Raw genomic sequence first — 7,723 nt, 5'->3', positions numbered from 1 at the left:
GGCGACGGCGGGGCTCTCGTCGGCGACGGCGGGGCTCTCGTCGGCGACGGCGGGGCTCTCGTCGGCGACGGCGGGGCTCTCGTCGGCGACGGCGGGGCTCTCGTCGGCGACGGCGGCGCGGGCGCGGACGTCCTTCTCCACCCGGGCGTGCCGGGGCGGGACGGCGAGGCGGAGCACGTCGGCGAGGTTGCCGGCGTAGCGGTCCGCGACCGCCCGGGCCAGCCGGGCGACCTCCGGCGCGAGCACCGGCTCGGGCGAGACGACCTTCTCCAGGTACGCCAGCCGGCCGGTGTGCCCCGAGTCGTCGGCCCGCTCCAGCAGCCAGCCGTCGACGAGCTGCCCCGCGAAGCGGACCTTCACGCGTACGCCGGGGACGGCGTCGGCGTCCAGCTCGGCCGGGACGAGGTAGTCGAACGGGCGGTCCAGGTGGGCCAGGGGGACGTCGACGCAGACACGAGCGACCGGCGACCCGTCCGCGGGTCGCCGGTCGCTGCGCCTGGTGCCGGTCAGGCTCCCGCGGCCGACTTGAGGTCGGCGGCCCGGTCGGTGCTCTCCCAGGTCAGGTCCGGCAGCTCCCGGCCGAAGTGGCCGTAGGCGGCGGTCTGCTGGTAGATCGGGCGGAGCAGGTTCAGGTCCCGGATGATGGCGGCCGGGCGCAGGTCGAAGACCTCGGAGACGGCCTTCTCGATCGAGGCGACCGGCACGGTCTCGGTGCCGAACGTCTCGACGAAGAGGCTGACCGGGTGGGCCTTGCCGATCGCGTACGCGACCTGGACCTCGCACCGCTCGGCCAGGCCGGCGGCGACCACGTTCTTGGCCACCCAGCGGGTCGCGTACGCCGCCGAGCGGTCCACCTTCGACGGGTCCTTGCCGGAGAACGCGCCGCCGCCGTGCCGGGCGTAGCCGCCGTAGGTGTCGACGATGATCTTGCGGCCGGTCAGGCCGGCGTCGCCCATCGGCCCGCCGATCTCGAACCGGCCGGTCGGGTTGACCAGCAGCCGGTAGCCCTCGGTGTCGAGCCCGAGGCTCTCCAACTCCGGGGCGATGACGTGCTCGCGCACGTCGGGGGTGAGCAGCGAGTCCAGCGAGATGTCCGCCGCGTGCTGGCTGGAGACGACGACCGTGTTGAGCCGGACGGGGCGCAGCCCCTCGTACTCGATCGTGACCTGGGTCTTGCCGTCGGGGCGCAGGTACGGGATCGTGCCGTCCTTGCGGACCTGGGAGAGCCGCCGGGCCAGCCGGTGCGCCAGGGCGATCGGCAGCGGCATCAGCTCCGGCGTCTCAGAGCAGGCGAAGCCGAACATCATGCCCTGGTCGCCGGCGCCCTGGGCGTCCAGCGCGCTCTCCGACGCCCCGGTACGCAGCTCGAAGGCGTTGTCGACGCCCTGCGCGATGTCCTCGGACTGGGCGCCGATGGAGACGCTGACGCCGCACGAGGCGCCGTCGAAGCCCTTCTTCGACGAGTCGTAGCCGATGTCGAGGATGGTCCGGCGGACGATGGTCGGGATGTCGGCGTACGCCTTGGTGGTCACCTCGCCCGCGATGTGCACCTGACCGGTGGTGATCAGGGTCTCCACGGCGACGCGGCTGCGGGGGTCCTCGGCGAGCAGGGCGTCGAGGATGCCGTCGCTGATCTGGTCGGCGATCTTGTCCGGGTGGCCTTCCGTGACCGATTCGGAAGTGAAGAGGCGGCGTGTCACGGCACTCCTAAATTGTGGAAGTCGTTCCGCGGCAGTGTAGTCATCCGCGTCAGAGCCTGGCCTCTTCGGTCGTGCCCGTTTCCAGCCGTCAGGAACGGCCGGGCAACCGGGCCACCACGAGATCCCAGACGCCGTCGGCGAGGTCCTCCTTGGACCGCTCGGGCATCCGGCTGACCGAACCGTCCGCGCCGATGACCGTCGCCGCGTTGGTCTCGGCGCCGAAGACCTTGTCGGACCCGACCTCGTTGATCACGACGAGGTCCGCCCGCTTGCGGGCGAGCTTGGCCCGGCCGTTGGCCTCGGCGTCGCCCGTCTCCGCGGCGAACACCACCAGCACCTGCTCCGGTCGACGGCGCCGGCCCAGCTCGGCCGCGATGTCCGGGTTGGTGACGAGCTCGATGGTGGGCGCGCTGCCGTCGTCCGACTTCTTGATTTTGCCAGGCGCGTAGGTCGCGGGGCGGAAATCGGCCGGAGCCGCCGCCATCACCACCGCGTCGGCGTCGGCCGCCGCCGCGAGCGTGGCGTCGCGCAGCTCGGCCGTGGTGCCGACGCGGACCAGGTCGACGCCGGCGGGGTCGGACAGCGAGACGTTGGCCGAGATCAGGGTGACCCGGGCGCCCCGGGCCACGGCGCAGCGGGCGAAGGCGTAGCCCTGCTTGCCCGAGGAGCGGTTGCCCAGGAAGCGGACCGGGTCGAGGGGCTCGCGGGTGCCGCCGGCGGTCACCACCACGTGCCGCCCGGCGAGGTCGGCGGGGGCCCCGACGCCCCGCGCGAGGGCCCGGCGGGCGACCGCGAAGATCTCCGCCGGGTCGGGCAGCCGGCCCTTGCCGGTGTCGGCGCCGGTGAGCCGGCCGACGGCGGGCTCGACGACGCGCACGCCCCGGGAGCGCAGCGTCGCGACGTTGGCGACGGTGGCCGGGTGCTCCCACATCTCGGTGTGCATGGCCGGGGCCAGCACGACCGGGCAGCGGGCGGTCAGCAGCGTGTTGGTGAGCAGGTCGTCGGCGAGGCCGTGGGCGGCCTTGGCCAGCAGGTCGGCGGTGGCCGGCGCGACCACCACCAGGTCGGCCTGCTGACCGAGCCGGACGTGCGGCACCTCGTGCACGTCCGACCAGACGTCGTCGGCGACGGGCTGACCGGAGAGCGCCGCCCAGGTCGGGGCTCCGACGAAGCGCAACGCCGACGCGGTCGGCACGACCCGGACCTGGTGGCCCGACTCGGTGAAGAGCCGCAGCAGCTCGCACGCCTTGTAGGCGGCGATGCCACCGCCGACCCCGAGGACGATCCGGGGGGACATCGACGCGGGGCGGATTACGGCTGGTCGGTCGGCTCGGCGGTGAGCAGGCCCGCGTTGATCTCGCGCATGGCGATGGAGAGGGGCTTCTCCTGCGGCGTGGTCTCGACCAGCGGGCCGACGTATTCCAGCAGACCCTCACCGAGCTGGCTGTAGTAGGCGTTGACCTGGCGCGCGCGCTTGGCGGCGAAGATCACCAGCGCGTACTTCGAGGTCGTCTTCTCGAGGAGCTCGTCGATCGGCGGGTTGGTGATGCCTTCGGGGTTTGCGATGGATCCCACGAATTAACCTCTGCGTCTATCGCACCGCGCTTGGCGGTGCTGGCGGTCAACCGCGTATCCGCGGTGGCGCCGGAGCCAGGAAAGAAGAACCGGACAAGCCTACCAGCTCGTCGACGACCCGCCCGGTGTGGTCGTGCGCGAGGGTGTGTTCGAAGGCGGCCGGCGTGACCTGCGGGGGGAGGCGCCCCGGCGGGTGCAGCAGCACCAGCCGGGCGTCGGGCAGCACCGCCCGGACCAGCAGCGCGCCGGCCAGGTCGAGGCCGATCAGCACCGGCTGCCCGGCGGCGAGCCGGGCGCGCAACGGTTCGAGGGGGGTGCCGCGCCGGTACGGCCCGGCCCGGCTCCACTCCAGCAGCTCCCCGGCGGCGACCATCCGGTCGAACCCGGCGGGGGTCAGGAAGAGCCGGTCGACGCCGTCCAGTTCGCTCTCCCGGCGGGATCGCGTGGTGGCCGGCACCGGAACCCACACGGACGGAGAACGCGCCCGGACGCGCTCGACGACACTCTCCGTGCCGGAGCCCGAAGGCCCCGCCAGGACAGTGAGCCGAGCCGCCGGGCGCGCCTCGTCATCCGTGCTCACTGCTTGTTTCTACACGCAGCCAGCCTCAGTTGGCGGCGAACTCTCCAAGCAGTGCCTTGCGCTGCTGCTCGCCGAGGCCACGCAGGCGACGGCTGTCGGCGATCTTGAGCTTCTCCATGATCTGGGTGGCCCGGATCTTGCCGATACCCGGCATCGCCTGCAGCACGGCGGAGACCTTGAGCTTGCCGACGACGTCGTCGGACTCGGCACGCTCGAGGACGGCTCCGAGGGTGGTCTTGCCCTGCTTGAGCTGCTCCTTCAGCTCAGCACGGGCCTTGCGGATCTCCGCGGCCTTCTCCAGCGCGGCAGCGCGCTGTTCGGGGGTCAGTGACGGGAGCGGCACCAGTTCTCCTCAGGTCCCTATCGCGACGGGCGGGACGCACCGCCGCATCTGTGAAACGTGGTGTCGCTGTGAACCAAGGGGTCCGTGGTTCCCAGCGCGGGGAAAACTAGCGGTCGACGGCGCATTCGGCAACGTGGACGCGCGATGATCTTCACAAAGGTGACCGAGCCGTCAGTCAGTCACCAGCGGCGAGGGCGGCCCGGCAGCCGGTCAGGGCGCGGTCGGCGGCGGCCCGCAGCGCGTCCGGATCCGGGCCCGCGCCCAGCACCTCGCGGGAGTACGAGGGCAGCACCGCGGGCAGGGCGGAGCCGAAGACGACGCGCAGATCGGCCGCCGTGGCGCCCTGCGCCCCGAGGCCCGGAGCGAGCAGCGGACCGTTCACGGCGGACAGGTCGTGACCGGTGTCGCCGATGGTCGCGCCGACCACAAGTCCGACGCTGCCGAGCGGCTGCGCACCCGCGTTGAGCTGGGAAATCTCGTCGATCACGGCCTGCGCGACGGTGCGTCCGTCGGCGGTGCGCGCGCGCTGCACGGCGGCGCCCTCGGGGTTGGAGGTGAGCGCCAGCACGAAGACCCCGCCGCCGTGCTCGGCGGCCAGTTCGAACATCGGCGCGAGCGCGCCGACACCGAGGTACGGGCTCGCGGTCACCGCGTCCACATGGACCGGGCTGGATGGATCGAGGTACGCCGAGGCGTACGCGGCGACGGTCGAGCCGATGTCGCCGCGCTTGACGTCCAGCAGAACGAGCGAGCCGGCATCGCGTAACTGTCGGATAGTTGACTCAAGAATCGCGATACCTTTCGAGCCGAACCGCTCGAAAAAGGCCGACTGGGGCTTGATCACCGCGACCCGGTCACCGAGGGCGTCCGTGACCGTCCGGGCGAACCGGTCAAGCCCCCGGATGTCGTCGTCGAGCCCCCAGCGGGCCAGCAGCCCCGGGTGCGGGTCGATGCCGACGCAGAGCGGACCCCGCTCGCTGACGGCCCGGTGCAGGCGGGCGCCGAAGCTTTCCATCCGGTTCTCTCCCTCTCCTCGGCACCCCAGGGCGTCCGCCGCCGGGGCACGCTCCTGTCGCGGGCGGCGCGTGCGCCCGCGTACTCCTGCCGGACCGTGACCGGCGGCTCAGCCGGCCCGCACCGCGGCGGCGACCCCGGCGGCGATCCGGGCCAGGTCGGCGTCGTCGGTGACGTACGGCGGCATGGTGTAGACCAGGTCGCGGAACGGCCGCAGCCAGACCCCCTCCGCGACCGCCGCGGCGGTGGCGGCGGGCAGGTCCACCTCGTGGTCCAGCTGGACCACGCCGATCGCCCCGAGCACCCGCACGTCGGCCACCCCCGGGGCGCCGCGCAACGGCTCCAGGCCGGCCCGCAGGCCCGCCTGCACCCCCGCCACCCGCCCCGCCCAGTCGCCGGCCCGCAGCAGGCCGAGGGAGGCGTTGGCGACCGCACAGGCCAGCGGGTTGCCCATGAACGTCGGGCCGTGCGCCAGCACCCCGCCGGCGGAGATGCCCCGGGCGACCTGCGCCGTGCAGAGCGTGGCGGCCAGCGTCAGGTACCCGCCGGTGAGCGCCTTGCCCACGCACATCACGTCGGGCACCACCCCGGCGTGCTCGGCGGCGAACATCGTGCCCGTGCGGCCGAAGCCGGTGGCGATCTCGTCGAAGATCAGCAGCACGCCGTGCGCCCGGGTCACCTCGCGCAGCACCCGCAGGTAGTGCGGGTGGTGGAAGCGCATCCCGCCGGCGCCCTGGACCACCGGCTCCACGACGACCGCGGCCAGCTCGTGGGCGTGCCGCTCGACCGCCTCCACCAGGGCCGCCTCGTAGGCCGGCTCGGGCGGGGTGTCGAAGCCGCCGGGCGGCACGGGGGCGAAGACCTGCCGGGGCAGCACGTCGCCCCAGAGGTGGTGCATGCCGCCCTCGGGGTCGCAGACGCTCATCGGGTGGAACGTGTCGCCGTGGTAGCCGCCCCGCCAGGTGCCCAGCCGGCGGCGCTCCGGCCGGCCGGTAGCGCGTTGGTACTGCAGGCACATCTTGATCGCGACCTCGACGCCGACCGAGCCGGAGTCGGCCAGGAAGACGTGCTCCAGCCCGTCCGGGGCCAGCTCGACCAGGGTGGCCGCCAGGCGGACCGCGGGCTCGTGGGTGAGCCCGCCGAACATCACGTGGCTCATCCGGCCGAGCTGGTCGGTCACGGCCGCGTCGAGCACCGGGTGCCGGTAGCCGTGGATCGCCGCCCACCACGACGACATCCCGTCGACGAGCTCCCGGCCGTCGGCCAGCCGCAGCCGTACGCCCGCCGCGCTCTCCACCACGTAGGGCGCGCTCGCCGGCGGCAGGGCCGCGTACGGGTGCCACACGTGCGCGCGGTCGGCGGCCAGGACCTCCGCGGGGGTCACCCGCCCGTCCCCGTGGCGCGGGCGGCGGCACGGACCAGGTCCGGGCCGCGATAGATGAAGCCGGTGTAGAGCTGCACCAGGGCGGCGCCGGCGTCGAACATCCGGGCCGCCGCGTCCGGGTCCACGATGCCCCCGACGCCGATCACCGGCAGCCGCCCGCCGGCCTCCCGGTGCACGAAGGCGACCACCTCGCGGGCGCGGTCGGCGAGCGGGCGACCCGACAGGCCGCCGGTCTCCGCGCCGCGCGCCCGGTCCGCCGGGGCGAGGCCGTCGCGGGCCAGCGTGGTGTTGGTGGCGATCACCCCGGCCGCGCCCCGGGCCAGGCAGACCTCCAGCAGCTCGGCGATCGCCGGCTCGGTGAGGTCCGGGGCGATCTTCACCAGCACCGGCTTCTCCCCCACCAGCGCCGCCAGGATGGCGTCCAGGTGCGCCCGGTCCTGCAGGGAGCGCAGCCCGGGGGTGTTCGGCGAGGAAACGTTGACCGCGAAGTAGTCGCCGTGCCCGCGCAGCGCCCGGTAGGACGCCTGGTAGTCCGCCACCGCCTCGTCCAGCGGGGTCACCTTGGACTTGCCCAGCGAGATGCCCAGCGGCACGCCGATCGGGCGCGGCAGCGCCGCGAGCCGGGCCGCCAGGGCCTCGGCGCCGGCGTTGTTGAAGCCCATCCGGTTCACCACGGCCTCGCTGCCGGGCAGCCGGAACAGCCGGGGCCGGGGATTACCCGGCTGTGGGTGCGCGGTGACCGTGCCGACCTCGACGAAGCCGAAGCCGAGCGCCGGCCAGGCCGGCAGGGCCGCGCCGTCCTTGTCCATCCCGGCGGCCAGCCCCACCGGGTTGGGAAACCCGACGCCGAACACCGTGCGCGGCGCCCGCACGGCGTACCGGGCCCGCAACACCCCAAGCGCCGCCGGCCGGCGGGACAACCCCGCCAGCCGCCGCAGCGTCCACTCGTGCGCCGCCTCGGCGTCCCCGCCGCCGATCCGGAACAACCCCGGCCGGACCACCCGCTCGAACATCACGACCGACCACCCCCGTTGATCATGAAGTTATCGCCGCGACACGCCGTGCCGGCTGGCAACAACTTCATGATCAACGCGTACGGGCGGGGGTGGGGGTGGGAGCGGTGGGGG

8 protein-coding genes and 1 pseudogene are annotated in these 7,723 nt (G+C 73.8%); all 9 read right to left on the bottom strand.

Translation table 11 applies throughout. The features are described from left to right. Positions 1–435, bottom strand: a pseudogene (locus AB0B83_RS19290) (primosomal protein N'); the annotation flags it as partial. A 71-nt stretch (positions 436–506) separates the two neighbouring features. Beyond that, complete coding sequence (gene metK, locus AB0B83_RS19285) at positions 507–1,700, bottom strand: methionine adenosyltransferase (protein ID WP_091632919.1); 1,194 nt, start codon at positions 1,698–1,700, stop codon at positions 507–509. A gap of 88 nt (positions 1,701–1,788) precedes the next feature. Continuing rightward, positions 1,789–2,997, bottom strand: a complete 1,209-nt coding sequence (gene coaBC, locus AB0B83_RS19280; RefSeq protein ID WP_357579335.1) for a bifunctional phosphopantothenoylcysteine decarboxylase/phosphopantothenate--cysteine ligase CoaBC — start codon at positions 2,995–2,997, stop codon at positions 1,789–1,791. 14 nt (positions 2,998–3,011) lie between these two features. Beyond that, on the bottom strand, positions 3,012–3,275 hold the full coding sequence (gene rpoZ, locus AB0B83_RS19275) for a DNA-directed RNA polymerase subunit omega (RefSeq protein ID WP_007075826.1): 264 nt from the start codon (positions 3,273–3,275) through the stop codon (positions 3,012–3,014). A gap of 46 nt (positions 3,276–3,321) precedes the next feature. Beyond that, positions 3,322–3,855 carry a guanylate kinase gene (locus AB0B83_RS19270; RefSeq protein WP_357579334.1) on the bottom strand — a complete coding sequence of 178 codons (534 nt, stop codon included), beginning with the start codon at positions 3,853–3,855 and terminating at the stop codon, positions 3,322–3,324. Between the two features lie 25 nt (positions 3,856–3,880). Next, positions 3,881–4,198: an integration host factor, actinobacterial type gene (gene mihF / locus AB0B83_RS19265; protein WP_007458370.1), complete on the bottom strand. Its 318-nt coding sequence runs from the start codon at positions 4,196–4,198 to the stop codon at positions 3,881–3,883. A gap of 175 nt (positions 4,199–4,373) precedes the next feature. Beyond that, on the bottom strand, positions 4,374–5,213 hold the full coding sequence (pyrF, locus tag AB0B83_RS19260; RefSeq protein WP_357579333.1) for an orotidine-5'-phosphate decarboxylase: 840 nt from the start codon (positions 5,211–5,213) through the stop codon (positions 4,374–4,376). 108 nt (positions 5,214–5,321) lie between these two features. Then, the gene (locus tag AB0B83_RS19255) at positions 5,322–6,596 is read right to left on the bottom strand and encodes an adenosylmethionine--8-amino-7-oxononanoate transaminase (protein WP_357579332.1); all 1,275 of its coding nucleotides are present in this window, start codon (positions 6,594–6,596) and stop codon (positions 5,322–5,324) included. After that, positions 6,593–7,612 carry a quinone-dependent dihydroorotate dehydrogenase gene (locus tag AB0B83_RS19250; protein WP_357579331.1) on the bottom strand — a complete coding sequence of 340 codons (1,020 nt, stop codon included), beginning with the start codon at positions 7,610–7,612 and terminating at the stop codon, positions 6,593–6,595. Before AB0B83_RS19250 ends, AB0B83_RS19255 begins: the two co-directional genes overlap by 4 nt. Between the last annotated feature and the right edge of the window lie 111 nt (positions 7,613–7,723).

Origin of the sequence: Micromonospora sp. NPDC049060 (assembly GCF_040649055.1) — a bacterium.
Classification (GTDB): Bacteria; Actinomycetota; Actinomycetes; order Mycobacteriales; family Micromonosporaceae; genus Micromonospora; species Micromonospora reichwaldensis.
The sequence above is the reverse complement of the archived record's forward strand: the minus strand, read 5'-3'. Positions and strand labels throughout refer to the sequence as shown.